At 45.1% G+C, this 26,570-nt stretch carries 23 protein-coding genes; 15 read left to right on the forward strand and 8 right to left on the reverse strand.

The annotated features are described in order from the left end of the window. Positions 1–192: 192 nt before the first annotated feature. The 5 genes from CLV93_RS16835 (at position 193) to CLV93_RS16855 (ending at position 3,647) form a co-directional block, all read left to right on the forward strand. Entirely contained in the window at positions 193–516 is a 324-nt protein-coding gene (locus CLV93_RS16835; protein WP_106543389.1) for a hypothetical protein, read from the forward strand. A gap of 16 nt (positions 517–532) precedes the next feature. Continuing rightward, positions 533–859, forward strand: coding sequence for a hypothetical protein (locus CLV93_RS16840; protein ID WP_106543390.1), 327 nt, complete (start codon positions 533–535; stop codon positions 857–859). Between the two features lie 62 nt (positions 860–921). Then, positions 922–1,242, forward strand: coding sequence for a hypothetical protein (locus CLV93_RS16845; RefSeq protein ID WP_106543391.1), 321 nt, complete (start codon positions 922–924; stop codon positions 1,240–1,242). A 64-nt stretch (positions 1,243–1,306) separates the two neighbouring features. Next, positions 1,307–1,633 carry a hypothetical protein gene (locus tag CLV93_RS16850; RefSeq protein WP_106543392.1) on the forward strand — a complete coding sequence of 109 codons (327 nt, stop codon included), beginning with the start codon at positions 1,307–1,309 and terminating at the stop codon, positions 1,631–1,633. Between the two features lie 661 nt (positions 1,634–2,294). Further along, positions 2,295–3,647, forward strand: coding sequence for a sigma-54-dependent transcriptional regulator (locus tag CLV93_RS16855; RefSeq protein ID WP_106543468.1), 1,353 nt, complete (start codon positions 2,295–2,297; stop codon positions 3,645–3,647). Here the strand turns inward: CLV93_RS16855 and CLV93_RS16860 are convergent. Further along, entirely contained in the window at positions 3,644–6,115 is a 2,472-nt protein-coding gene (locus CLV93_RS16860) for an ATP-binding protein (RefSeq protein WP_106543393.1), read from the reverse strand. The two genes, CLV93_RS16855 and CLV93_RS16860, sit on opposite strands and share 4 nt — an antisense overlap. Positions 6,116–6,334: 219 nt before the next feature. On the opposite strand from CLV93_RS16860, the gene CLV93_RS16865 reads away from it, so the two are divergent. Next, on the forward strand, positions 6,335–6,928 hold the full coding sequence (locus CLV93_RS16865; RefSeq protein WP_106543394.1) for a DUF502 domain-containing protein: 594 nt from the start codon (positions 6,335–6,337) through the stop codon (positions 6,926–6,928). A 13-nt stretch (positions 6,929–6,941) separates the two neighbouring features. On the opposite strand, the gene mnmA is transcribed toward CLV93_RS16865, so the two are convergent. Together mnmA and CLV93_RS16875 are read right to left on the reverse strand one after the other, a co-directional pair. Continuing rightward, complete coding sequence (mnmA, locus tag CLV93_RS16870; RefSeq protein ID WP_106543395.1) at positions 6,942–8,009, reverse strand: tRNA 2-thiouridine(34) synthase MnmA; 1,068 nt, start codon at positions 8,007–8,009, stop codon at positions 6,942–6,944. 29 nt (positions 8,010–8,038) lie between these two features. Further along, the gene (locus tag CLV93_RS16875) at positions 8,039–9,256 is read right to left on the reverse strand and encodes a hypothetical protein (protein ID WP_106543396.1); all 1,218 of its coding nucleotides are present in this window, start codon (positions 9,254–9,256) and stop codon (positions 8,039–8,041) included. A gap of 147 nt (positions 9,257–9,403) precedes the next feature. Here CLV93_RS16875 and CLV93_RS16880 point away from each other — a divergent pair, with 147 nt between their 5' ends. Genes CLV93_RS16880 through CLV93_RS16890 form a run of 3 tightly spaced genes read left to right on the forward strand, consistent with a single transcriptional unit; the run spans position 9,404 to position 12,734 of the window. Then, complete coding sequence (locus CLV93_RS16880; RefSeq protein ID WP_106543397.1) at positions 9,404–10,768, forward strand: serine hydrolase domain-containing protein; 1,365 nt, start codon at positions 9,404–9,406, stop codon at positions 10,766–10,768. A gap of 23 nt (positions 10,769–10,791) precedes the next feature. Further along, the gene (locus tag CLV93_RS16885) at positions 10,792–11,826 is read left to right on the forward strand and encodes an agmatine deiminase family protein (RefSeq protein WP_211297886.1); all 1,035 of its coding nucleotides are present in this window, start codon (positions 10,792–10,794) and stop codon (positions 11,824–11,826) included. Between the two features lie 20 nt (positions 11,827–11,846). After that, a complete protein-coding gene (locus tag CLV93_RS16890) occupies positions 11,847–12,734 on the forward strand; it encodes a carbon-nitrogen hydrolase (protein ID WP_106543398.1) in 888 nt (295 codons plus the stop codon). Between the two features lie 124 nt (positions 12,735–12,858). Here CLV93_RS16890 and CLV93_RS16895 read toward each other — a convergent pair whose 3' ends face one another. After that, the gene (locus tag CLV93_RS16895; protein WP_106543399.1) at positions 12,859–13,803 is read right to left on the reverse strand and encodes a mechanosensitive ion channel family protein; all 945 of its coding nucleotides are present in this window, start codon (positions 13,801–13,803) and stop codon (positions 12,859–12,861) included. Positions 13,804–14,027: 224 nt separating this feature from the next. On the opposite strand from CLV93_RS16895, the gene CLV93_RS16900 reads away from it, so the two are divergent. Beyond that, entirely contained in the window at positions 14,028–15,017 is a 990-nt protein-coding gene (locus CLV93_RS16900; protein ID WP_106543400.1) for a Gfo/Idh/MocA family protein, read from the forward strand. A 70-nt stretch (positions 15,018–15,087) separates the two neighbouring features. Here the strand turns inward: CLV93_RS16900 and CLV93_RS16905 are convergent, their stop codons facing one another. From CLV93_RS16905 to CLV93_RS16925, 4 genes are all read right to left on the reverse strand, one after another. Continuing rightward, the gene (locus tag CLV93_RS16905; RefSeq protein WP_146142055.1) at positions 15,088–17,127 is read right to left on the reverse strand and encodes a hypothetical protein; all 2,040 of its coding nucleotides are present in this window, start codon (positions 17,125–17,127) and stop codon (positions 15,088–15,090) included. Positions 17,128–17,375: 248 nt separating this feature from the next. Continuing rightward, positions 17,376–18,503: a glycoside hydrolase family 18 protein gene (locus CLV93_RS16915; RefSeq protein ID WP_106543403.1), complete on the reverse strand. Its 1,128-nt coding sequence runs from the start codon at positions 18,501–18,503 to the stop codon at positions 17,376–17,378. 76 nt (positions 18,504–18,579) lie between these two features. After that, complete coding sequence (locus CLV93_RS16920) at positions 18,580–18,954, reverse strand: carboxymuconolactone decarboxylase family protein (protein WP_106543404.1); 375 nt, start codon at positions 18,952–18,954, stop codon at positions 18,580–18,582. 73 nt (positions 18,955–19,027) lie between these two features. Beyond that, complete coding sequence (locus tag CLV93_RS16925) at positions 19,028–19,699, reverse strand: peptidase associated/transthyretin-like domain-containing protein (RefSeq protein ID WP_106543405.1); 672 nt, start codon at positions 19,697–19,699, stop codon at positions 19,028–19,030. A gap of 432 nt (positions 19,700–20,131) precedes the next feature. Here CLV93_RS16925 and CLV93_RS16930 point away from each other — a divergent pair, with 432 nt between their 5' ends. The 5 genes from CLV93_RS16930 to CLV93_RS16950 all read left to right on the forward strand — a co-directional run bounded on the left by CLV93_RS16930 (position 20,132) and on the right by CLV93_RS16950 (position 26,556). Continuing rightward, positions 20,132–21,331, forward strand: a complete 1,200-nt coding sequence (locus CLV93_RS16930; protein WP_211297887.1) for an aldolase/citrate lyase family protein — start codon at positions 20,132–20,134, stop codon at positions 21,329–21,331. Beyond that, positions 21,328–22,899, forward strand: coding sequence for a citrate lyase subunit alpha (gene citF / locus CLV93_RS16935; RefSeq protein ID WP_174821604.1), 1,572 nt, complete (start codon positions 21,328–21,330; stop codon positions 22,897–22,899). Before CLV93_RS16930 ends, citF begins: the two co-directional genes overlap by 4 nt. 92 nt (positions 22,900–22,991) lie before the next feature. Beyond that, positions 22,992–24,182, forward strand: a complete 1,191-nt coding sequence (locus CLV93_RS16940) for an isocitrate/isopropylmalate dehydrogenase family protein (protein ID WP_106543407.1) — start codon at positions 22,992–22,994, stop codon at positions 24,180–24,182. Next, entirely contained in the window at positions 24,182–24,733 is a 552-nt protein-coding gene (locus CLV93_RS16945; protein ID WP_106543408.1) for an HD domain-containing protein, read from the forward strand. Before CLV93_RS16940 ends, CLV93_RS16945 begins: the two co-directional genes overlap by 1 nt. Next, positions 24,733–26,556, forward strand: coding sequence for an aconitase/3-isopropylmalate dehydratase large subunit family protein (locus tag CLV93_RS16950; RefSeq protein WP_106543409.1), 1,824 nt, complete (start codon positions 24,733–24,735; stop codon positions 26,554–26,556). The genes CLV93_RS16945 and CLV93_RS16950 overlap by 1 nt, the downstream gene beginning before the upstream one ends. The last annotated feature ends 14 nt before the right edge of the window (positions 26,557–26,570 follow it).

The following is a 26,570-nucleotide window of genomic DNA, read 5'->3' on the forward strand; positions in this document are numbered from 1 at the left end:
GGAATTGATTCTACATGTTGATTTGAGTCTGTGTTATCATAATTGTTTCCTCAAAAAAATGTATTCAGTGTAATCCTCAAGTATAATGTGTTTTATAGAAATTATGGTTCCAGTCTCTCTGACTTTGGCACAACCTTTTCTATAAGTAGTACCGAAGACAAGCAGATACTTTGAATTAATAAATGAATTAACATGAAAAATCACTCTTCCATAGAGTTTCTTTTGCTTCCGGTTTCCTCAGCGGGTATTACCGGACAAATAGAAAATGAGCATTCGATGAATGACTCTTCTGTTGAACAAGTGGTTTTTGAGGTTATTCAGTTGAGTGACTTGCCGATGGCTGTGAAGGAATCGGTTGCTGAAGAATTGACCGGATGCCGTTTATCAAACCAGGTAATTGCAGGAACGATAAGCGGAGTGCTGGTTTACCGATTGACCTTCAGGTCGAATTCAGGCATCAGTAATGTAGTTTACAAAGCTGATGGAGAGAGGTATGTTGCTCAATTGCAGAATTAAATAAAAAAGGAGGAATATGCGATTGTTGTCCGCGATAGGATTGATTGCTGTTTTTTCACTGATGCCTGGAAAGCCGGTTTTTGCGCAGGAAGATTCTGCCGGAAGGCAAATGGCAATGGAGTTCAAAATCGATTTTGGTCGAATTGAATTATCGGATGTCCCGGCGTTTGTCAGTTTGGCCGTTAAGAGTGAATATCGCCAGGTTTCGATATCACAGGCATACAAAAGTCGTCTTCCTTGCGGAATGGTTATTTACAAGCTGTTCCTGAATGTAGAAGGGAGCACTAAAGTTAATTACTACAAGGAAGATGGAAGTAAATATATTCCAGGTAGGGACGGTTGATTTTTGATGAGGCCAATAGAAAAAATAATTTTTGAGGAGGAGATTGATTTTAAAAAGGGGATATGAAGAAGTTATTTTTTACCGTAGCCATACTTTTCTCGATGGCCACAATATATGCAGTAAATGCCAGCCCGGTTTTTTCCGGTCGTTTGGAAATAACGAATGTTTGGGCAAAGCCCGACTTCAGACAAATTAGCGTCAACGAACTGCCTCACGCAATTAAGGAATCGGTAAGTGAACAGTTTAAAGATGCAACGATTACCGGGGCTTATGTGGCTAATTTGAGTGATGGAACAAAATTGTACAAAGTGATTTTGAACGTGGAAGGCCAGGAAGAATCGATCATGTTTAACGCAGATGGCTCACGGTATCAAATCAATTAAATAAAAGACTCAAATCACCAGCAAATTTCTAAATATTAACAATTGTATTAAAAACGAGTTAGTTATGAAAAAAGTATTAATTCCATTGGTTTTAGTTTTTGCGCTTGGCACTGGCTATGTTGCTGATGCTGCCAATTCAGTTTCAAAAACAACGAATTCATCTTTTGTAATGCAATCTGACCTCAAATTTATTTCGGTTGATGTGGCAGATTTGCCCGAAGCGGTGACCAAGGCTGTTGCCAGTGACTACAAAGATGCCAAAATCAGTCAGGGGTTCGTTGCAACTACCGAAGATGGATCAAAAGTATATAAAGTTGTTCTCCAGTTAAACGGAGAGAGCATGACTGCCATGTACAATGAGGATGGTAGTAAGTATGAGCCGGAATCATAACCCGGTAAGCTTTAGAGCAGTAAATTCCAATAATAAATAAAAAACCAATTGTGAAGACACGACGGACATTTACTGTTCACGAACAAACTTTAAATCGTAGATTTCTAAATACCGTTCATACTTGTATTGTTTAGTCAAAGCTGGTCCCGGGTGGTTTTCCTGGCACGGTTGGCCGCTATGGGACAGCTTCTATTGACGACACATTCAGAATTTAGGTTTAGGTTTATTATCGCAAGATGTGTCGGAAATAACAGGAATACAAAAACTTCCGGTGTAATGGTGGGATATTACCCGGTTGTTCATCCTGGTACTAACGGCACAAAATTGTTTATTGACTGCTCATGAAAGACCGGGAAAAGATGAAGGCAGCCATAAAAAAGGGGGATGGCTGCCGATTCTGCTCCCATTGTTTAAACAGAGTAACGTCAAGCGTTCTTATAAATTAGGTTTTGAGAGAATTCACTAAGGTAGGTCAGGAATCCTACCGATTTAAAGTTTTTCACATAAAAGCGGGTTGTTTGAACAATCCGCTTTTTTATTTTTTAATTGTATAATATCATTTACCTTTTGTGCGTTGAATAAAAGGGTTTCGACCTAAAAATTTTATCTTTATTCGCGAACCGATTTTTTTACCGATAATCTTTGCCTGATATTGATGGACATGCCCCGATTACTGATTGTTGATGACGATACCTCCTTCTGCATGTTATTGCAGGGTTTTTTAAAGCGAAAAGGCTTTGATGCCGATACGGCACATGATTATGAAAAAGCCAGTCAATCATTGGCAAAGAATTCTTATGATTTGGTTTTAACCGATTACCGCTTGCCTGATGGAACTGGCATTGATGTGTTAAAAGAAAGCAAGAAATTAGCGCCTTCCACGGTCGTTATCCTCATTACCGCCTATTCAGATATACGTGTGGCAGTTGAAGCTGTTAAGCTGGGGGCATTTGAATATGTGACGAAGCCTGTTAATTCCGACGAACTTTTTCACGTTATTAAAGAGGGACTGAAAAAGCGTGAAACACAGGAAAAGAAGACAAAAGAACCTGTACAGAATGGGCGAAAATTCCTGGTAGGGAACAGTGAGGAATCCAAAAGAACTGAAGAGCATATCCGCATAGTTGCACCGACCGACATTTCTGTTTTGATTATTGGCGATAGTGGCACAGGTAAAGAATATGTCGCCCGCCGGATTCACGAGTTGAGTAAACGGAAAAAGGCACCGTTTGTAGCGGTCGATTGTGGCGCGTTGCACCCCGATATTGCTGCCAGTGAATTATTCGGTCACGTGAAAGGGTCGTTTACAGGAGCTGTGAACGATAAGACCGGTCACTTCGAAGCAGTGGGAGAGGGAACTATTTTTCTCGATGAGATTGGAAATCTATCCTACGATGTGCAGATGAAACTTTTGCGGGCCATTCAGGAACGAATGGGCCGTAAGGTCGGTGGAAATAGTGAGTTCCCGATTAAAGCGCGGATAATTGCAGCAACAAACGAGAATCTGAAACAAGCTGTCGACGAAGGTCGCTTCCGCGAAGATTTATACCATCGTTTGAATGAGTTTACGTTGACCTTAGCTCCTTTGCATGAAAGAGACGGTGACCTGATGATGTTTGCAGCATTCTTCCTGGAAGATGCAGTAGCGGAATTCGGAAAATCGATAATTGGATTTGACGATGAAGTTCAACGTATTTTTACTCAATACGACTGGCCGGGTAACCTGCGCGAAATGAGGAATGTTATTCGGCGAGCTGTTCTGCTTTGCAAACAAGAGAAAATCAACCGCGAAGTACTTCCTGAAGAAATCTACCGCAACAACTCAGTGAAAAGCCAGCCGGAAAATGCTCAACCAGTCAACGATCTGAAAGAGATTAAAAATATTTCCGAGAAAGAGGCAATTTTGCAGGCGTTAGAGAAAACACGTTACAACAAAACCAAGACAGCCAAATTATTGGGCATCGACAGAAAAACGCTGTACAATAAACTTCATTTGTACGACATCGAGCTCTAAGACAATACTTCTTCGTTGATAAGTGCCCTGACATCATTCCATAACTGACTTAGTGCAATAATGGATGCGCGTATGGTATCCCGCTTAGATGGATCATCTTCGGCTGTTTCCAGATGCTTTAAAATAACGACTCCATCCGAAATGGCAAATTGCCGGAAGCCGGTCAACATCTTATGAGCTGTTTTCCTGATTCCCGGGACATCATTTTCTTTCTCCATTTTTTTCAGCGATGCAATACTTTCGTCTGCGTTGAGGATGAATGTTTCTGTTACAGTGCGTAGCAGGCCATCGTCATCGCCTGAAAAGGTTTTGATCTCATCGAGGCTGAAACTTGCCTGTGTCCTCTCTTTTCGCTCGAGGTCTTCGATATCTTTTCCGTTGAGGATGGAATGGAATTTTTGGGCCAGAGAAATACGGGTAAATGGTTTTGGCATGGCCCACACATTTTCTATCTGAGAAATCTCTTCCATGCGGCTTTCGCTCAGGTTGGCAGTAAGAATCAAAACCGGCGTGTACGAACTGAATTCTTTTCGAATGGTTCTGGCTAACGAAATTCCATCAGTATCCGGCATTTGTACGTCGGAAACAATCAGGTCGAAAGTCTCTTTTTTAAGATAATTCAGGGCTTCAACAGGTGTGTAGGCTGAAGTTTTTTCGCCGTTCATGTCACGAATGAGCGCTTCCAGCAACTGGTGTACCAATGGGTCATCATCAATACAAAGTACCTTCTTCCCGGCGAGGAAATCGGGCGTAATGACTTCATCCTTCAGTTGATTGCCGGTAGCTTCTTTCAGCGGAATGGTAAAGTGGAACGTACTTCCTTTGCCTTCTTCACCTTCCAGCCAAATAGCGCCTCCCATTAATTTAATTAGTCTGCGACTGATCGAGAGTCCCAAGCCTGTACCTCCGGTCTGTTTTGTTTTCGAGTTATCGACTTGTGAGAATTCTTCGAAGATTTCCTCTTTTTGGTCTTCCGGAATACCAATACCTGTATCGGTAACGGCAAAGGAAAGTTTATGATCTTCCCGTTTGACGGTGAATTTAACGTATCCTTCCTGTGTAAACTTAATCGCGTTTCCAACCAGGTTGATGAGCACTTGTTTCAATCGCATCCGGTCGGTGCTGAAATCGGGCAGTCCTTCTTCGACTTCGAAACTGAAACCAATTTTTTTGTTCTGGGCAGCCAGCTTCATCTCTTCGAAGACTTCTTTCATCAACTCGTTCGCTTCAATCTCATCTTCGCTCAGGTTGACCATGTTTGCTTCTATTCTCGAAAAGTCGAGAATCTCATTCACCATCCGGTGAAGGTGACGGGCTGAGCTAAGTAGCGTTTTAGCCATGTTTGCCTGGGGTTTGTCGGCCAATCCTTCAGAAAGCAATTCCGCGAAGCCAATGACAGAGGTAAGCGGTGTCCGAATCTCGTGGCTCATATTGGCAAGGAATTGCTCTTTTACTTTCAGCAATTCATCTACCTTGTCTTTCGACGAGCGTAACTGATCGTTCAATCGGCGGCTGCGCAAAATGTCACGGTTAACCCAAAGAATGAATAAGGCAAAGATGATTAACGCCGAAATACCCAGATATATCAGTTGGTTAAAGGTTTTCCCCCGCATTTGCTCCATCTCTTGGCTCTTTACGGCGGACATGTGAAACGCTTCGTCTTCGAGCGATTGTACAACTTCCCGAATTTTGTTCATAATCTGGTTGTCAAGCTTAACCAGCTGTTGCTCCTGGGTACTCAGTGCTCTATTGAACCTTGCTTGCTGCGCCTGAAATTGTGATAGTTCCCGCTTGATTTGAATTAACGTGGAATCTTTCCGGACGTGACTCACTTTTGATGAATCGACCCGTTGCTCGATGACCGGAACTTTATATTTTGTCGGTTCCGGTTTTTTTCCCGTAAGGAAATCTGAAAGCTTTTGGAGTGTGTTGCGTTTTATCGGAGCTCCTTTTTTCTCCATAGAGTCGACAAACGTGGAGGTGTATTTGGTCGTAGTGATTTCGTATTCCAGTGTGTCGGGAATAACACTGATCAGCTCTCCGTATTGTTTCCGGTATTGATTGATGATGTTGATTTGAATCAGACTTTCCATCAACTGTTCTTTCTCGGCAAACAGTCCCTGGATGGTGTCAATCTGACTTAACGCCAACGAATCGTTAAAATACTGGTGCAAATCGTTTACCAATATCTCGATAGAGTCGCGCTTGTTATGGTAGAGTTCCTTGAATTTCGGATCTTCTGTGATACCGTAAATTCGGCCATATCCCTCCGCTTCAATCATTTGCGAAAGCACCCTGTTGAGAAGTACCATTTTCTGGGGGAAGCTGTCGTTATATGACTGGTTTTTGATTACCCGAACAACGCTTACATAGCTGATACCGAAAAACAAAAGAGCAATCACAAATACAATCAGGAATCCTGCCGTCAGTTTGGCCTTTATCCACTTTTCCGGGGCATTCTTCTTCATCACAAATCGTTGTATTACAATATGCAATATGCCAAATATCTTCAGTAACTGAAAGAAAGTAGATTAAAAAATAAACATCGTGACGCTTTTAGTCATTACAACCATCGACTTTTGACGGAATGGTTGTTATTAACTTATTGCATTGTTAACGAAAAGAGAGTGTTTGGACTGAAGCAAATTAGTACTTTGCAGCCGTTAAAACTGTAAAAGCCGGAAGCAATGAAAAAGTTGGTCACCTATTTTCTCCAGGGCCTTTTGATGGTCGCACCGTTGGCCTTGACTATATACTTTGTTTTTGAGATTTTCGATATCACCGACGGTCTGTTGAGCACTTATCTAGATGACTGGATTGGTTTCCGTGTGCCCGGACTGGGTATTCTCATCATATTTGTTTTGCTGGTTATTCTAGGTTTTGTTGGAGAGAGCATTGTTGCAACGCCTTTCCGTAATTTTTTCAATGGAATTTTGGAGAGAACACCTTTCCTGAACCTGATTTACACTTCGCTCAAAGACCTGTTTTCTGCTTTTGTGGGAAAGGAAAAGAAGTTCAATTCGCCGGTGATGGTTTTGATGAGTGAGTCAGAAGATATTTGGAAAGTTGGGTTTATCACCCAGGAGTCGTTGGAGGAAATCGGTTTGGAAGAGAAGGTGGCAGTGTATTTCCCGTTAGCATACAGTTTTGCCGGCGAGCTGTTTTTTGTTCCGGTAGAGCGGGTAAAACGATTGGAGATTCCTCCGGCCGAAGCCATGAAATTCATTGTCTCAGGTGGCGTTACACGAATTGATTCCAATGCTCGGAACAATCATGAATAAAGGAGTTTAGGTTTTATTCTTCGTTCATTTCGTCAACAATCCAGCCACCTCCTAAAACTTTATCGTTCAGATAAAAAGTAGCTGTTTGACCGGCAGCTTCCCTGACAATGGATTCAGAAAGCTTTACTTCAAGGTATTTTTCGTTTAGAATGTGAAGGGTTGCGGGCGTGGCTTGTTTCCGGTACCGAATCCTGACAATGATTTCCGTGTTTAAAGCGATTTCCGAATCAACTAAATGATAATCTTTCAGCAAAATTCGATCGGTCATTAAATCTTCCTGGCTTCCGATGACAACTTCATTTGCTTCGGGCCTGATGGCCGTTACGTACAATGCCTTGTTCAAATGAATACCCAAACCCCGCCGTTGCCCGATGGTATAATAAACGTATCCTTTGTGACGACCGATTATTTCTCCCGTCGTTGAAACGAAATTTCCGGGACCGGGAAGAAGCTGTTTGCTTACTAATCTCTTCTCGAGAAAGGGACGGTAATCGCCGGGAACGAAACAAATTCCCATACTGTCCTTTTTCCCGGACACTTTTTTAAAACCTCTGTCGGCTGCAATCTTGCGCACTTCTGTTTTATTCAATTCTCCTAACGGGAAAACAATGCGCTGAAGGTATTTTTGTGGCAAATCCCAAAGAAAGAAGGATTGTTCCTTATCGGGGTCTTTTCCCCGCGAAATGAAAAATTTATCGTTGGTTTTTATGATTCGGGCGTAGTGACCGGTCGCCAAATGGGCTATGCCAAGTTCGTCCGCCTTTTGCGCGAGGTATTCCCACTTGATGTGATTATTGCAGAATACACAAGGATTAGGAGTTCTTCCCGCCAGGTATTCATTTTCGAAATAATGAATAACGGTTTGTTCGAACTCTTCCCGGATGTCCATCACATAGTGGGGAATCTGAAGGTTCTTGGCTAATGCTTTTGCTTCCGCAACGAATTCCGGTTCCTGGTCATCATTGTCAAACATCCGGAAGGTTACGCCCGTCACTACATATCCTTGCTCTTTCAATAGCATGGCTGCTACCGAACTGTCCGCCCCGCCGCTCATCCCCAGAAGTACGCTCTTGCTATTCATCTTTGCAAAAGTAAGAGTTGACGGGAAAATCAGGAAGAAGTGGTTGTCGGTTTTCTTTTCGGCATGTTTACTTTCGGAGCCCGCTTGAATTCCTTTGTCCGGTCGAAGAGGTAGCGGTAGGTGATGTGCGTTTTATAAATTTTGCCACCGATGAATTCAGCGACCTTCATCATCACCGGGTTGAAATCGCCAATCCAGTTTAACTCCAGGGTTTTGTATGGAAATGATGGTTTCATGGCTTCTTTCTCAAAGGCAATTACCATCGCACCTTCCACGCCTTTTCCCTGAAATTCGGGAACGACACCAAAGATACGTCCGATGACACGGTCAATTGATCTGGCCATTTTTAAATGATAGAGGAATCTCAGTTTATTCCACCGATTCCATTTGCCTTTGAAGCGACGAATAATCTGCCCAATATCCGGCATCATGACGAAAAAGCCGATGGGCTGCTCGTTGTGATAGGCGAAATAAACCAACCGTTCGTCCATGATGGGGGCCATGGATTTCAATAACTCCATGGCTTCCTTATCCGTTAATCCTTTGATTCCATTGAACTCCGCCCAGGCTTTGTTATATATTTCCTTGAAGTCATAGGCAAATTGTTTGTCGCCTTTTTCTATCATTTTTACATGATATTCGGGTTGACTAAGCAGGTAATCGGCACGTCTTCTGATGGCCGGGTGCAATCCTCCCGGCTCAAATTTCCGCCAATAGGTATGTTGCTGGAAATAGTCCTGAAAGCCGTATGCTTCAAATAATTCACGGTAGTAGGGGAAATTATAAGGCATGTTATACACAGGCTCATGAAATCCATCAACTAAACAGCCCCAGAAGGAATCGCGCATGCCCAAACTTACCGGGCCGTCCATCGCTTCCATTCCCCGCTCTTTTAGCCACTCTTTTCCGGTGTCGAACAACATGAAAGCAGCATCTTTATCATTGATGCATTCGAAAAAACCCACACCGCCGGTTGGTTGCTCATTCTGGTCGGACGATTCTTTTTCATAAAAGGCAGCAATGCGACCAACCGTTTCTCCGGTGTCATCCTTCAAAATCCAGCATTGACTTTCGCCATGAGCTAACAACTTGTTCCGGTTCGGGTCCAATATTTCCCTTATGTCGTTATCAAGCGGGTGCGACCAGTTTTTGTCTTGCGCATAAAGCTTCACCGGAAGTGTTAGAAATTCTTTGCGGGTTGGTGCGTCGGTAACTTCAGTTAAATGGAAGGTTTGTGCCTTTTTCATGTAATCTTTGGTTTGCCTGGCAATTTGAAATTCAAAATTAAAAAAAAATCGATAGTAAGAATATTGGGATGCATTTGTTGTTTGATGGCTCACTAAGCGGTCACGGATTTATCATTATCTTTGGTTTGAAACATAAAATTTTGGCATATGAAGTTGAAACGGATTGTTCCTGTTGTGATTGTTCTTGCCCTGGTGGCACTGGTTGCCTGGCAGTATCCACGATTTTATATCGCGACAGGATACGGAGCTAAATGTTTGGCATCCGGAGTTTTTGTAGCCCACAGAAATGCAGATCAGGTGATTGCACAGGATCTGGATTACTCTATCGTGAAATATACACACAGCAAGATTGATTTTAAGAAGAAGACTGTTACGACTTCCTTCCTGGGAATGGCTCACCAAACTGCCGTTTATCGTGAAGGACTGGGCTGTACTCTGGTTGGTGACATGCCGGAAAGCAAAGTAAGAGCAGAATCGCATAAACAATTGGCACCGCAACCAGCCGATCCGTTTGAAGTAGCCTGGCCAACGGGAGATCAACTAAAAGACACCATATTTCCTGAAATCAATTACTCCAGGCTGAAGAAAGCAATGGATGATGCTTTCGATCACGGTGATGAAGATTTGAAAAGGACTGCCGCTGTGGTGGTGGTTTATAAAAATCAGCTGGTCGGTGAGGAATATTGGACCAAAGAAGGTATTACGCCGGAAACCCGGATGTGGGGCTGGTCGATGGATAAAAGTGTCATTAATGCGATGTTGGGAGTGTTAACTCGCGAAGGTAAACTGGATGTGAACGAACCGGCTCCAATACCCGAATGGCAGAATGACCAGCGAAAAAATATCACCGTCAACAACCTGATGCACATGAGCAGCGGGTTGAAATGGGATGAAGATTATGGGAATGTATCGGACGTAACGGTCATGCTGTATCGAAAAGGTGATGTGTACAAAGCCGCAGTAAAAGCACCTTACGGTGTGAAACCGGGAACGCAGTGGTATTATTCTTCCGGCACGACTAATATCCTTTCGGGAATGATTCGTCACATCATTGGTAACGACGATGAGTACCTGAACTTTCCCCGCAAGGAAATATTCAATAAAATTGGGATGCGTAGTATGCTGATGGAAACCGATGCGGCCGGAAACTTTGTCGGGTCGTCGTATGGTTATGCTACTGCACGCGATTGGGCTCGGTTCGGGCTGTTATACCTGAATAACGGAATCTGGCAGGGCGATACCATTGTTTCTCCGGAGTGGGTGAAATATACCCGGACACCGGCTCCTGCTTCCACTGGGAACTACGGCGCTCAGTTCTGGCTTAATCGTGATAAGTCAATTCCAGACGCGCCGGAGGACATGTTTTATTGCGATGGTCACCGGGGACAACGTATCTTCATTATGCCATCGAAAAAGCTGGTGGTGGTCCGCTTGGGATTTTCGTTGGAACATTTCAGTGATAATACGTTCCTGAAAGAAGTATTATCCGCTTTTCATAGCGATAAGCAATAACCGAAAAATTCTACATTTGAGCCATGATGAAAGCAAGTGCAAATACCTTCTTACCGGCCGAGTGGTATCCACAGAGTGGGGTGATGCTAACGTGGCCTCACGCCGGAACAGATTGGTCGGAAATGCTGGACGAAGTAGAGGAGAGTTTCATCGCGATAGCGAATGAAATTGCCCGGCGCGAACAGTTGGTGATTGTTTGCCAGAACGGAACTAAGTTAAAAGAAAAGCTGGCGGGCATCAATCTTGGCAACGTGCATTTTTATGAAGTGCCGTCGAATGATACGTGGGCACGAGATCATGGTCCCATTACGGTTTTTCGTGATGGTGCCCCAATATTATATGATTTCCGTTTCAACGGCTGGGGCCAGAAGTTTCCGTCGAATCATGACAATCAGATTACACGTCGTTTATTCAGTAAAGAAGCTTTTTCGGCGAATGCCGGATACGCGAACTTTCTGGAGTTTGTGCTGGAAGGCGGAGCGATTGAATCAGATAGCGAAGGAAACGTATTAACAACGGCTGAATGTTTGTTGTCGCCCAACCGGAACGAACACATGAACAAAAAGGAAATTGAGCACTTGCTGAAAGAGATTTTCGGTTTGAAACGGGTTTTGTGGCTGAACAATGGTTATCTGGCCGGCGACGACACCGACAGTCATGTGGACACGCTGGCCCGTTTTTGTGATGCCGAAACCATTGCCTACGTGAAATGTACCGATCCGGAAGATGAGCATTTTGATGCTTTGCAGCGAATGGAGGATGAATTGAAAGCGTTCACAACGTTGGATGGAAAACCATATCGTTTGCTGGCATTGCCTATGGCTGATGCGGTATACGATGATGGAGACCGGTTGCCTGCTACGTATGCCAATTTTCTGATCATGAACAATGCTGTTCTCCTTCCGTTTTACGGGACAGAGAAGGATGAAGAAGCCCAAAAGATACTGCAGGACGCTTTCCCCGCAAGGGAGATTATCGGCATCAATTGTTTACCGCTAATCAAACAGCATGGTTCGCTGCACTGCGTGACGATGCAATTCCCGGAAGGAGTGCTGTAAGAATTCGAAAATCAAGAGTTATGAGTAAGACAATAAAAGCCGGACTGATTCAGCAGAAGAATTCTGAAAACATTCAGAGCAACATCGATAAATTGACGGAAAATATTGCCATTTGCGCGAAAGAAGGTGCCGAATTGGTAGTATTACAGGAGTTACACAACAGCCTCTATTTCTGTCAGACCGAAGAGACCTGTCAGTTTGATTTGGCGGAGCCGATTCCGGGTCCGTCGACGGAACATTACAGTAAATTGGCGAAAAAGCATGGCATTGTGCTCGTCACTTCGTTGTTCGAAAAGCGGGCCCCTGGTTTGTATCATAACACGGCGGTGGTTTTTGAGAAAGATGGTTCCGTTGCCGGGAAATACCGGAAAATGCATATTCCCGATGACCCGGCTTACTACGAAAAGTTTTATTTCACGCCGGGCGATATGGGCTTTGAGCCGATTGACACATCAGTTGGAAAGCTGGGGGTACTGGTTTGCTGGGATCAATGGTATCCTGAAGCGGCCCGTTTAATGGCTTTGGCTGGTGCCGAAGTGCTGATTTATCCTACGGCCATTGGATGGGAATCATCCGACCCGAAAGATGAACAGCAACGTCAGCTCGATGCCTGGATGATTTCGCAGCGCGGGCATGCTGTGGCGAATGGACTTCCGGTGATTTCGGTGAACCGGGTAGGGCATGAGCCTGATCATTCCGGTCAAACCAAGGGAATTCAGTTCTGGGGAAACAGCTTTGTGGCTGGTCCACAGGGCGAACTGTTGACAACCGCTCCAAACGAATCGGAAGCCAATTTGTTGGTTGATATTGACCTGGAACGTTCGGAAAAAGTACGCCGTTGGTGGCCGTTCCTGCGCGATCGCCGCATTGACGCCTATGACGATTTGCTGAAACGTTTTCGCGATTAATCCGAAGGAAATCTGATAAAACATAAAAACGGATGCTCTTGCTGTAAAATTTGCAAGGCATCCGTTTTCTATTTTATGCTTAGAAAAATATTTTTTCTGCTTACAAAATAAATTTTTGTAGCGTTCAATTTTGAGCAGCTTCCCCTGAAAGATTTTCGGCCTGATTAAGCTGTAATTGCAATGGATTGATTTCCTCGCCCCAATAGATGGTGGTATGTGGGAACGGGATTTCGATGTTGACCTTATCGAAAGCTATTTTCAGTCTTCGACGGTATTCCCGGCCAACGGCCCACTGCTGAATCGGTTGTGTTTTCAGCCGGGCTTTAATTACCAGCGCGCTGTCGCCAAACTGGTCGAGCCCGACAACCTCAATCGGTTCCAGAATTTTGTCCTTGAATTCATCGTCTTGCTGCATATCGGCACCTACTTCCTTCATAATGTTCATCACCTGATCCACATCTTCTTTATAAGCAACGCCAATATCAAAAACCATGGCCGACCACTCTTTGGTCATGTTCGAAAGCGAGTTGATCTTGCCGTTCTGAAAAATGTGCACCACGCCCGAAAAGTCTCGTAGGGTAATGGTGCGCAGCTCTATCTTTTCGACGACACCGCCGGTTCCGTTGATAATGGCTACGTCGCCGATACGGATTTGATCTTCCAGCAAAATAAAAAAACCGGAAATGAAATCCCGAACCAGTTCCTGGGCACCAAAACCAACAGCCAGTCCGACAATTCCGGCACTAGCTAAAATGGGACCAATGTCGACACCAAATTTGCCTAGTAGAATCATCAGGAAGATGATCCATATGATAATTTTTCCGGCACCGCGAACAATCCCCATCAGGGTGTTGGTCCGTTTTTCGGCTTCTAAATTACTTTGATTATCACCTTTCATGGCTCTTTTCAGGATAAGCCCGTGTAGCTTGCTGACCAGAAAATGCAGTAATCGCATGCTTATCAAAAAAAGTAGGATAATGATGATGATGGACGGAACATTATTAATCGCCCAGTCGACAAGAGTGGTGGCGGCTTTGGTCCAAAAGTCACCGCTGAATATTTCCTGCATAAGCTAATGTTTTTAATGTTTAGGATTGAATTGGTTGGCATGGACTATAAAATCCATTTATAAAAACAGGATGAGGAGAATTTGTGTTCAATTAAGGGTATAAATAATTTCCCTAGTGAATGGTAACCGCGACCAATCAACAAGATGATGTTCGTTTGTCTCAACCGAGCTAACTTTGGTGATTCATCACTGATTTTTTAATTTTATGCAAAACAAAATTAGCCATGAAGAAAACCTGGAAATGGGGAATTTTTGCTCCCGGAAGGATTGCCCGAAAATTTGCTACGGAGTTACAAACCCTCGATAATGCAGAAATAGTTGCGGTCGGTTCACGTAATCAAGCCCGTTCGGACCTATTTGCAGCCGATTTTAATGTGAAGAAAGCCTATGGAAGCTACGAAGAGCTCGCTGCCGATCCGGATGTGGAGGTCGTGTACGTGGCTTCTCCGCACTCGCATCACGCTGAGCATGCCATTATGTGTATGAATCAGGGAAAGCATGTGCTGTGCGAGAAAGCACTATCGCTGAACCTGAAGGAGGTGATTGAAATGTTTGAGGTGGCCCGGAAGAACAATGTATTACTGATGGAAGCCTTTGTTACTCCGTTTCAGCCTTCATATCGCAAAGCGAAAGAGATTATCGAATCGGGAGAGATGGGTAAGATTCAGTACATGCATGGCTGGTTCGGATTTAATACTGCTCCTTACGATCCGCAGGGACGACTTTTTAATCCGGAATTGGGTGGCGGTTCATTGTTGGACATCGGCCTGTATGCCGTGTTCGATGCACTTTGGTTTTTAGGTTCTCCGAAGGATATATCTGCGTCAGCTGCATTGACGGACCGTGGCATTGATACCAGCCTCACTATGCGGTTTGACTATCCGGAAGGTGTGTTTGCATCGCTGTATTCCTCATTCTATACAGCGTCCGGACCGGGTTGCGATATCTTTTGTGAAAAAGGCATATTGCGTATTACCCGAAGAGGAATCTTACATCAACAGTTGGAAACCCGTTCGCGGGGAACTGATCCGATTCGTTATACCTGGGAAGATGCCGAGTGCGGTATGAAGCTGGAGGCGGTAGAAGTGATGAAGTGTTTGGATGAAGGGAAAAAGGAAAGTGAAGTGATGCCCTACAGCCGAAGTTTTGAGCTGATGAAAACACTGGATAGTATTCGGGAACACGCCGGAATTCATTATTCAGGTAGGGGATAAACAATAAAGACAAAATAAAACAGGGCACCTTCATCAGCGGAGATGCCCTGTTTTTGTTAGGAAAAGCAGGCTATTTAATGGCTTTCAGCGCTTCGTCCACTGCATTCAAAACAGGTTGCGCTGAAATTTTTTGTCCAACGGCTTCTTCCATCCACTGCTGTGGTGTCAGACGGCCTTGTTCATAAATGCGATCGATCTCGTCTGAGAAGTTCTTTCCTTTCAGGTATTCTTCCAGCTGGAATTCGATGAGTTGACCATACGAATAAGCTGGCAGATACAACGGATAGGAAATCATATGAGAATAGATGGCCAGAATCGGTTCGTCTTTCGTCCCAAAAACCGGCGAGAAGTATGTATTCCAAACGTCTTTCGAGATATTGATGACAGCCGTTTTCAATTCAGCAGAATCAGCATTGGGGTGCGCGTACAGCCACTTCCACACTTTCATATCCACCATTCCAACACCCATAATTTCCATCAGCGACCAACCATTATCGAGTGCATTCAGGTATTTGGCCTGCGGATTATCGTCGGTAATACCTAACAGTTTTAAGTCACGACTCTGGAATATAAAAGCCAGTGCTTCGGTAAATGCGGTGTTCGGAACGCCGTGCATCATGTAGTAGTCCATGTTGTAGAGCGAGATAGTCTGCTCGACGTTATGACCGAATTCGTGAACGGCAATGTTGTATCCTTTATAATTCATTCCGGTAGAAGGAATGCGTGTACGCAGATGCGATTTCTCGCCAATCATCTGTGCGCCCCAGGCATGTCCGGAACCACGGGCCGGATCAACGGCAATTTTCGAAGCAATAAAGTTAGCTCGCTCATCCGACCAGCCCAGCTGTTTCAGTAGGTTCGGCATGTCTTCCTTGAAGGCTTTTGGGTCGGGATAATACGCTTCGGTCTTTTCGTTGAGTGTTTGCTCAGGTATGGAACTACGTGCTTTGAAACCATCGTACCAAATGTCGTACGGACGTAGTGGACGTCCCAGTCGTTCAGCAATTAGCTCACCGATTTGCTTCAGCTCCGGAGAACGAAGATAAGTATCGAACAACGCTTCCACTTCCGGCTGCGGAATTTCCATCTCGCCCGAAAATTTCCGTTTGATGTACGTGTCCATGTCCGGGTAATATGCATCGATGGCGCGCAACGCATGAAAGTTATTCAGGATTTGCTGATAACGGGTATTGGGCTCCGGTTTGAAAGCAATTTCTTTACCGTTGCTGTAAAGCTTGTTGGTAAAAGGTTTCCACTCGTAAGCCGGGTTGTTGATTACCTTCTCGGGAATATCCTGGTCGATGATTCGTTTCATCACCTCGTAAATCATATCCTGCTTTTTCGGACCTTGTTCTTTATCAGCGTAATCTGCCTTAATCTCATCGCGAAGGTTCCAGTGCGACAGCAGTACCATATCGTCCGGGAACAGTTGCTGGCCGTCGTCGGTGCGCAAATGCCCCATCTCGATGTTGTATTCCGAAATGTACAGGTCGGCATTACTGTTGGCTTCGGCATAAGCCTGCTCCAGTTCAGCAGGAACACGTGCAGAGAAAACATCACCCAATCGGGCGTAAGCCCATTCTTCGCGACTCCACATCGGTGCAAATTTCTCCTTATCTGCTAACGGATAGTAGGGAAAGTTGAGCGCAACGGCAAAAGCAATTTTGTTCCGATAGAGGTCTGACAGCATATGCGAGCCGACCGAGTAGCCGGCAAACATTTTGTCGATGGGAAGCATTGGGCCGGTAGCCAACTGCACATTCTTCTGCAAGGCTAGCGTTATCTCATCAAAATGGCCATACATTGCCTCGAAATATTGGCTGACACGTTTGAAGAAAGCTTCACGCTGAGTCGCATCGTTGATGTAATTATCGAGGCAAAATGAGGTAAACTCTTTTGCAGAACCGTCATCTTTTCGCCACAGCGATGCTGCATGCTTCACACCGCGTTCCATTCGTTCGGCAGTGCTGTCACCATATTTTTCGGTTAGTTTCTGAAGGACGTCATTTACGGTTGTTGCCGGAATTGGACTACCGGCCTGTGCCTGACTCATAGCAGGAGCAAACAGTAGAATGATCATAGTCAAGAGGAAAAGCGATTGTTTTTTCACGGGTTCACTTTTTTGTCGGTTAATGAATCGTGTTAATGCCGGAAAGCCTTGTGAGGCAGCCAGCGATGTTAAAAATAGTGAAATGAACCGGAAAGCATTCAACATAAAGGATGCCCGAAAACAGGTATTCAGATAACATGTTTTCAATCAGATTTTTTGGATAGGAAAAAATGAAAATACCCATTTGACAAATAAAAAACGCATCGAAAAAAATCGATGCGTTGCGAAGCTCAATATATTGAAGCATTTTATTTTTCTGCTGTTTCTTTGGCGTTATAGATAGCATCCAGCAACCCATCTTTTTTCTTGTCGTTGGCCAGCTGCCAGAACATGATACCTCCTAGATGTTGATCAATGGCGTATTTTGTTTTTAGCGCTACCGATTTGGGGTCATCATACGTAGCAAACAAACTGTCTTTTTCATTATACATGTACGGAGCCTGTGCTACACTGTCCCAATGAGCTTTAAAGCCTTGTTGTGGCGACAGAATCGAATCAAACCGGTTGTAGCCCACTCCTTGTTTGAAAACACCAGCCTGGTACAAGCCGTTGTCTACATTCTTCACGCCTTTCCAAACGCGGGCATAAAAGGCTGCACCAATCACAATTTTATTGGAAGGAACTCCTGCTTTCTCAAGATATTTGACAGCATTGTCCGTCGATTCGGTTTGCGATGCATTTGAGTACAACGGCGTATGGTGGCCGGTTACTTTACTGTAGCCGTTGACCAAATCGTAGGACATGATGTTAACGTAGTTGACTTCCGGCATCACTGCTTTCCAATCGATGGAGTTTTCGAGGAATTTTTGGAAACCACCAGCTGCAAAACTAATGATGGCTTTTTTCCCAAGCGTTTCTCGCAGAGTTGTTACCAGGGCAGTAAAGTTGTCCTTGTCTTCCGGAAGAAATTGATGTCCCGGGAAACCTTCGATGGAGGGATATTCCCAGTCCAGGTCGAGTCCATCGGCGCCTGAGTTGTCGAGTATTCTTTTCACCGAAAGGGCAAATGCTTCACGTCCTTCTTGCGTCGAGAACACTTCAGAGCAGGTTTTACAACCGCCCCAGCCACCAAGTGAAACCATAACTTTCAAATCCGGATATTTTTCTTTTAGTGCGACCAGATGAGCCACGCCCAGACTATCTTCCGGGGAGTCGTAAGCCAGTTCGTCTCCTTTCAGATGAAGAAAACTATAAATGACATGTGTGACCTCGCCAAGGTTATACTGGTCAATTTTATTGGCATCGCCGGCATAGTAGGCCATCACTGCAATTTGACCGGATTTGTCGTTGGATACCGCCGGTTTGTTTTTACAGGAAGAGAGACCAAGTAGCAAAAAGGCAATCAGATACAAAGTAGAAAGGTGCTTCAGTTTCATATGCATATAGGTTAAATTCGTACATCCAGGTCTAAATCTAAACAATTTCGGATCTTTGGAGACAACTTTTAAAAAGTTATGTAAGATCGGTTCTTTCATTTTCCTGATGAAGGTAAAAATAAAGAACATCCATGGCAAAGCGGGCCGAAACGGTGCCGGGTCCACCGCTCATCTCGATTCCTACCTCGAAGGCTTCGATAATTTCCTCCTGTGAAGCACCGGAATCAATAGCTTGTTTGATATGCCATTCCATGCACGATTCACAATTAATAACCACAGAAATTCCGGTTGCAATCAGTTCTTTATGCTTTTTAGCAAGTGCTCCGTCCTGGTAGGTACGTTGTTCCATTTCCACAAAAGCCTGGTAGACTTTTGAGTTCTTGCGGTAAAACTCGTGTGCTTTTTTTCGTTGGGTGACGATGTTTTGGATGGCTTCGTTATTCGTATTCATAAGTCTGTTTTTCAGGTTGCTGTATTAAAATTACGAAAGAGAACTGAAAACAGGCAATGAAAAACTAATGAAGTTAATCCCAGTTTCGGGTGGCCATAATGCTGTCGACCATGCCTTCGCGGTAAATACCAACGCGTAGAAGGGAATCGAGAATCATGGTGCGGTGCGCTTCATGAATGGCTTTTTCCCTGCGGATGTCATCGGGTGTTTTTTTCTTTTGAAAAAGGGTTACCACATCGGCCAGACTGAAATTAATACCGACTCCGCCACCTAGCGCGGGATTGGTAGACATGTTGACGGGGCCACCGGTTCCGGCGGGGCTAAGACTGTGTATCATTTTCTTAATCTGCTTATTCATCAGGTCGATGTTTTTGGCAAAGTATTTCATGTTGTTCGGATTCTGCTGAATAATCAGGGGACTCATTTCGTGAGCGGCAAAATGCATGTAATAAAAATGAGGTGAGGCAATTAGATCGTATTTTTTTATTTTGATGATTTTTCTTTCGTAAGAAATGTGCGAAACCATTAGTGAGTCGCCGGGTTCACAGGTTACAGAAAAGTGACCGTCCTTATTCGTTACCATTCCCAGCATCGTTCGGTAGTTGATGACGTACGCACCTTCTACGGGAATGGAGTCCTTGTCGAAGATAAAACCGGAGAACTTGAAGGTCGAATCGGGCCTGTTTTGGGCAAACAATCCTGTGTTTAAGATAAGTAAAATAGCAACGAGTAGCAATACTCTCATAAATAATAGAAGTTCGGTTTTTAATGAAAGAATTCTACTGCGAAGATGTTCTAATTCGTTGATTTGGTTGCTTTAATATTCCTGAAGAAAAGCTAAAAGATGTTATGGTTAAGAACGGGTTTAAATAGAAAACGCCTTTCAGTTCTTGCTGAAGTGTATCTGGATAGATAAGAACAGGACGAAATTAACTGCGAAAATTATCCGCATACCTTATTGTTAAAAATGCGTGCGCGATAATCTTATTTCGGATATATTATATGTTCTTCGACAATCTTCTGCATGCTGTTTAACATGGGCTTACCCCTGATAACTATCAGGATTTTCAGGAATTTAATTGGGTAACTTTTCAGTCGATTTTAGCACCCATTAGACGGAAAGTAGCAGTAGGAGGGTACTGAATAATTATTTAGTCAATCATTAACCCAAATGCCCATGACTGCAACAGCCGGAAACCGTGGAGACAGCGTACGCTCGGACTGTTTTGTTCAGATAACCAAAACTGAGCATCAGGCAACTGAAATCCGGTTACAAAGCAAAGTTGAAAGCCTGTATGGTGATTCCATCCGGGAGCTTTGTCACGAAGTGTTGGTTCACTACAATTTACGGAATGTGTTTGTCGAAATTGAAGACAAAGGAGCCTTGCCGTTTGTCACTGCAGCACGCCTGGAATCAGCCATTCGCCAACTCACAGGAACGGAAGAGTCTTTTTCATTACCTATTGAAACAAGAAGTCTTCACCGGACCCGTCGCGATCGAACGAGGCGAACCCGTTTGTACCTACCGGGAAATAATCCCAAACTCATGCTCAATGCCGGTATCTACGGAAGTGACGGTATTATTCTCGATTTGGAAGATTCGGTAGCTCCGGACAAAAAGGTAGAAGCCCGTTTGCTGGTTCGCAATGCTTTGCGAGCGGTCGATTTTGGAGATGCCGAACGGATGGTTCGTATCAATCAACTGCCTGCCGGGCTCGAAGATTTGGATTATATCATTCCCGAGCAGGTGAACCTGATTTTGATTCCCAAGTGCGAAAATGCCCAACAGATTGTACAAGTCGAAGAGCGCATCGAAAAGATCCTCGGACAGGAAAACACCGATATCTACCTGATGCCGATTATCGAAAACGCCTTGGGCGTGGTGAACGCTTATGAGATTGCATCGGCTTCGCCGAATGTAGCAGCTTTAGCTATTGGTTTGGAAGATTATACAGCCGATTTGGGAGCTCAACGAACGGCTGAAGGACGAGAGTCCTTTTATGCCCGCAGCGCAGTGGTGAATGCTGCTCGTGCTGCTGGTGTTCAGCCCATCGATTCGGTTTTCTCCGAAATTGATGACATGGACGCATTGCGCAACAATGTACTCGAATCGAAAGCACTTGGTTTTGCCGGAATGGGATGTATTCATCCACGTCAGGTTCCGGTTATCAACGAAGGTTTTAGCCCGGATGAACAGGAAATTGAGAAGGCTAAACGCATTGTGGAGGCTTTTGAGCAGGCGAGAGAAAAGGGACTGGGCGTTGTTGCCCTTGGTTCGAAAATGATTGATGCCCCTGTGGTGAAACGTGCTGTTCACACCATCGAACTGGCGATTCAATCGGGTAAACTGTCAACCAATTGGAGAGAAAAATCATGAATGAAGATCTGATATATAACGCAGTCGGACGGCTTGTTCCGTCGGAAATAAACGGCGAACTGGTAGTGCCGTTTATGGGCGTAGGGAAATATCGTCCGGAAGGAACAAAACATGCATCTGTAATTCCCACCAATGCCGATTATCCGGCTGATGGAAACAAACAGGTTGCTTCGTTGAAAGAAGCACTAGTAAAAGCGGGACTCAAGGATGGTATGACCATTTCGACTCATCACCACTTTCGTGATGGTGACCTGGTTGCCAATATGGTTTTTGATGTGGTGAAAGAGCTGGGCGTAAAAGATATTCGTTGGTATCCGTCAGCGTCTTTCCCTTGCCATGCGCATTTGATTCCATACCTGGAAGATGGTACTATCAGCCACATCGAAGGAAGCATGAACGGGCCGCTTGGACGCTTCTGTTCGGAAGGGAAGATGAAGAAAACAGCTGTTCTGCGCTCGCATGGCGGACGCTACCAGGCGGTGCAGGACGGTGAAGTGAAAATCGATATTGCCGTGATTGGTGCAGCTTGTGCTGATCCGTTTGGTAATGCCAATGGCCTGAATGGTCCATCAGCCAGCGGTTTGTTGGGCTTTGCTCTGGCCGATTCGCAATATGCCGACAAAGTCGTCGTGGTAACTGATAACATGGTGCCATTCCCATGTGTGCCCTGGCAAATTCAGGGAAACTATGTGGATTATACGGTTGAAGTGGAGAAAATCGGTATCCCGGAAAAAATTGTTTCCGGAACAACGCAGATTACCAAAAGCCCCGACCGCTTGCTGATTGCTGAGATGACGGCTAAATTCTGTGAAGCAACCGGCATTATCCGCGATGGCTTTTCGTTTCAGGCAGGAGCCGGAGGAACCGCTCTTTCCATCGGCATTTACTTTGGCGAAATCATGCGCCGGAAAGGTATTAAAGCGCGGTTTGCCCGTGGTGGGAGCAACAAATACCTGGTGGAGATGCTGGAAGAAGGGTTGGTGGAGTACATACTCGACGGACAGACGTTCGATTTGGAAGGTGTTCGTTCCATGCGCGATAATCCTAATCATACCTGGACCAGTCCATTTACCAGTTACAACTACCACAGCAAAGGAAACTTTGCCGGTCTGGTGGATGTGGTGATTTTAGGTGCTACCGAAGTGGATGTGAATTTCAATGCTAATGTGGTAACACACTCCGACGGGAGGTTATTACACGGACTTGGGGGATGGCAAAATTGCCTCTTCTCCAAAACGGTCATTTTACCGGTGCCGCTTTTCCGTGACCGCATTCCGGTGATTGTGGATGAAGTAACCACGCTTTGTGGACCGGGTGAACTTATCGATGTTATTGCGACTGAAAGGGGCATAGCTATTAATCCTTTGCGGAAGGATTTAATCGAAAAAGCGAAAGATTCCGGTCTTCCTATTCGAACCATTGAAGAGTTGAAGGAGGAAGCGGAACGGATTTGCGGAAAACCGAAAAAACCTGTGTTCACAGATAAGATTATCGCCGCCATCAAGTGGGTGGACGGAACTGTGATTGACGTGGTGCGGCAGGTCGAAGAAAAGAAAACAGAAAATTGAACCAATATTAGCGACCAAGCCGATTTAAAAACAAACGAGCGCAACGCCTCTGAGTGCCAAAAATCAGTGGCGTGCTAAAAAATCAATTGACTATGGCAAAAAGAACCATCGTAGCGATGCCGGGCGACGGCATTGGAAAGACAGTCCTTCCCGAAGCCATCAGGGTACTGGAAGCAGCCGGATTTGAAGCCGATTACGTAGAAGGTGACATTGGCTGGGAGTTTTGGTGTAAAGAGGGAAATCCGCTGCCAGAACGTACTATCAAACTTCTGGAAGAACACAAAGTGGGATTGTTTGGAGCGATTACTTCGAAACCGAAGGAAGAAGCGTTCAACGAACTTTCGCCCGAGTTGAAAGAGAAAGGTCTGGTATACTCAAGCCCGATTGTCGGTCTTCGTCAGCATTTCAATCTCGATATCTGCATGCGTCCGTGCCATACGTATAAGGGAAATCCGCTCAACTTCATTCGTCGCGGAAAAGGCGACAGCATTGAAGAGCCTGAAGTGGATGTGGTCATTTTCCGTCAGAATACCGAAGGGCTCTACGGCGGTGTGGAATGGAGCAATCCGGACGACAAAGTTTACGACGCTTTGATGACGCATCCCAAGTTCGTGAAAAACTTCGGTTCGGTTCCCCGGAATGAGTTATCGGTTTCGACCCGAATCTTTACGAAAAAAGCTACTGAACGCATTCTTCGCGCCGCCTTTGCCCATGCTGCGAAATACGGTTATAAGTCGGTAACACTCTGTGAAAAGCCCAACGTGATTCACGAAACTTCGGGAATGATGTACAAAATGGCGAAAGAGATTCAACAGGAATATTCTGATATCGCTCTCTGGAATACCAACATCGACGCACAAATGATGTGGTTGACCAAGAATCCGGAAGATTACGGAGTGATTGTAGCCGGAAACATGTTCGGTGATATTGTCTCCGACGGTTTTGCCGGATTGATTGGCGGTTTAGGATTTGCCTGCAGTGCCAATATGGGGGATGAAGTGGCCGTTTTTGAGCCGACTCATGGTTCTGCACCGAAGTATGCCGATTACGATGTGTCGATTGTCAATCCGATTGCCATGATTGAATCAGCCTGCATGATGTTGGATCATATTGGTGAAAACGATAAAGCCAGCAAAATCCGGAAAGCTATCGCGGAAGTGGTGGCTGAGGGCAAAGTCCGTACATACGATATGATGAAGATGTCGGGACGGCCCGATGTAGTTGAAAAAGGCGCTGCTTCGACGCAACAGATGGCGGATGCTATCATTGAAAAACTGAAGTGATGAGCAATCTGGAACAAGTATATGATCTTTGGCCGGAGTTGCTTTGGATTAAAGATGAAGAACTTCGCGACAAGACTGCAGAAACCTGGCGTCTGGCTCTGGAGAGAAGTGTGCTGAAGTCGGAAGATCTACACCGTATTCCGTTCACGCTTCTTTGTGGACCGGATCTGAAAGTCAGTTTCATGGACCACAAACGGGCGGTAGTTCACATTGCCCGCGAAAGTGGCATGAAGATGAACGAGTTCTTCAAGAGTGAGCTGCCGGTGAACATGGATGTACTTATTGCCGGCGCTATCCTGGCTGATGTGGGCAAACTACTGGAATATGAGTTGGACGAAAACGGGAATTCCTTTCAGGGAAAATATGGCAAACTGCTGAGGCATCCGTTCTCCGGAGTTTCACTAGCCGAATCCTGTGGTGTGCCGCCGGAAGTATGCCACATAATTGCTGCTCATGCAGGTGAAGGTGACATGGTGAAGCGCACTACTGAGGCGTATGTCGTGCACCATGCCGATTTTATGACATTTCTTCCTTTTAAAAACAGAAGTTGATGGAACGTAAATCGCACACAATAATTGAGAAAATAATTGCTAACCATTCCGGAAAAGAGTTGGTGAAACCGGGTGAGATTGTCGATATCAGTATCGATGTTCGTCTGGCCCGCGATTTTGGTGGAGCAAATGTGGTGAAGAATCTGGTGGACAACCAGCTGGTCATTGAGAACAGCGACAAGACTTTCTTTACTTTCGACTGCAATCCAACGGGATCGGATCAGAAATATGCTGCCAATCAGCAAAAGTGCCGACTTTTTGCCCGCGATTTCAATATCCGTGTGTACGATATCAATTCCGGTATTGGAACGCATCTGGCAATTGATAAGGGGCTTGCAGTTCCTGGTTCAACAGTAGTTTCCACCGATTCGCATGCCAATATTCTGGGAGCGATTGGTGCTTTCGGACAGGGAATGGGCGACCGCGATATCGCTGCTGCATGGGCACGTGGGGCTGTCTGGTTTAAAGTGCCGGAGTCGGTAAAGATTACTCTCAACGGAAAATGTCCGGAAGGTGTTTATGCCAAAGATATTGTCCTGAATTTGCTGAAGCATTTCGGTGCCAGTAGTTTGCTGGGCAAATCAGTTGAGCTTTACGGCGAAGAAGTTGATAAGCTTACGCTGGACGAACGCATCACCATCTCTTCCATGGGAACGGAAATGGGAGCTATTGCGGTCTTCTTTCCGCCATCGGATGAGGTAATTCAATATGCAAAAGAACGCTCCGGTGAAGATTTCGAGCCGGTATTTGCTGATGGCGACGCAAATTATGCGGAAACCTTCGAACTGGATATGGCAACCTTCATTCCGGCTATTTCCCTTCCGGGAAAACCACATGACGTGGTTCCGGTGGAGCAGGTGAAAGGCACCAAAATCGATTCATCGTTCATCGGAAGTTGTACAAACGGGCGCATGGAAGACATGCGTGCTGCTGCCCGGATTCTGAAAGGTCGGAAAGTAGCTCCCGGAGTGGTCTTGAAAATCGTTCCTTCTACAGATGAGGTGTGGAATGCCTGCATGGAAGAAGGTTTGATTCGTATTTTCAAAGATGCCGGCGCTATGCTAAGCAATGCCGGATGTGCCGGATGTGCTGCGGGTCAGGTGGGACAAAACGGACCTGGCGAGAAAACCGTTAGTACCGGAAACAGGAACTTTGCCGGTAAGCAGGGCAAAGGCGACGTCTATCTGGCTTCGCCGGCTACGGCTGCAGCTTCTGCGGTAGCAGGTCATATTACCACTGAAGATGATTTGCCGGAACGACCTTCACTATTCGAGGAAGGACATGGCAAGCAGGAAGCTGTGCTGGTAACACATCATGATAATGAAAAAGAAAAGCCGTCAGTAATTGAAGGAAGGGTTTGGTTGATCATCGAAGACAACATCGATACCGACATGATTTTCCATAACCAGCATTTGGCGATTACTGAATTGTCGGAAATGGGGAAATACACCTTTGGCAACCTGAAAGGCTGGGAAGATTTTGCCACCAAAGCGAAACCGGGTGATATCGTCATCACCGGGAAAAACTTTGGTGCAGGAAGTTCTCGTCAACAAGCAGTCGATTGTTTCAAGTCGTTGGGCGTGCAGGCTGTTTTGGCTGAATCGTTCGGAGCTATTTACGAGCGAAATGCCATCAATGCCGGTTTCCCGATTATGACTTATGAGTCGGTTGAAGAGCTGGATCTGCAGAATGGTAATGTGATTACTGTTGAATTTGAAACCGGTAAGATAACCAACCGGGAAAACGGTAAAAACGTTATGGTTCAGCCGTTCTCTGATGTTCAAATGGAAATCTACCGAAAGGGAGATTTGCTTCATGTATAACGTTAAAAATTTGG

It is taken from the genome of Prolixibacter denitrificans (assembly GCF_003014495.1).
GTDB lineage: Bacteria > Bacteroidota > Bacteroidia > Bacteroidales > Prolixibacteraceae > Prolixibacter > Prolixibacter denitrificans.